Source organism: Arthrobacter sp. SO5 (genome assembly GCF_020532805.1).
GTDB lineage: Bacteria > Actinomycetota > Actinomycetes > Actinomycetales > Micrococcaceae > Arthrobacter.
This window is the reverse complement of record NZ_MQTQ01000042.1, coordinates 1-580: the sequence shown is the minus strand read 5'-3', so window position 1 is coordinate 580 and position 580 is coordinate 1. Positions and strand designations below refer to the sequence as shown.

Annotated in this window: 1 protein-coding gene; it reads right to left on the bottom strand. The window is 62.9% G+C overall.

Annotation, left to right across the window (positions count from 1 at the left end):
- Positions 1-156 precede the first annotated feature (156 nt).
- On the bottom strand, positions 157-580 hold a 424-nt coding region (locus tag BJG92_RS07950; protein WP_232083491.1), incomplete at its 5' end, for an integrase core domain-containing protein.

Sequence of the window (580 nt, the reverse complement as noted above, 5' to 3'; positions counted from 1 at the left end):
GACGATAGCAGCGTCCGTGACAGTCCGGACAGCGGGTGCTTTGGATTTCCAGGACCGGTAAGTCCGCGGGGCGACCTGAACGCCCTGCTCACGCAGGACCTTGCAGGCCGGCTCGACCCCGTGGCCATCGGCACGCAGTTTGAACCGTACCGGGTTTTAGGCCGTCTTCTTGCTGGTGGCCTCGTCGTCTGATGAGGCGTCAATTTGAGCATAGTAGTTCTGCTCGAACTCGTCGGGCGGGATCATGGACAAGGTGCTGTGCAGCCGCTCTGTGTTGTACCAGTGGACCCAGTTCATGGTCGCCTTCTCCACATCCGCCAGCTGCTTTAGCGGCCCTGTCATGAAGGGGCTGCCCTTGCGGACGCATTCGTTCTTGTACAGACCGATCGTGGATTCCGCGAGGGCGTTGTCGTACGCGTCGCCGACGCTGCCGACGGAAGCCGCCAGGCCTTCAATCAGCAGTCCCTCTCCGAACCGGATCGAGGTGTACTGGGAGCCGGCGTCACTGTGATGGACCATGCCCGCAGGGACCGGCGTTCCGGCCTGGTCCCGGCGCCAGAGCGCCATCTTCAAGGTGGTG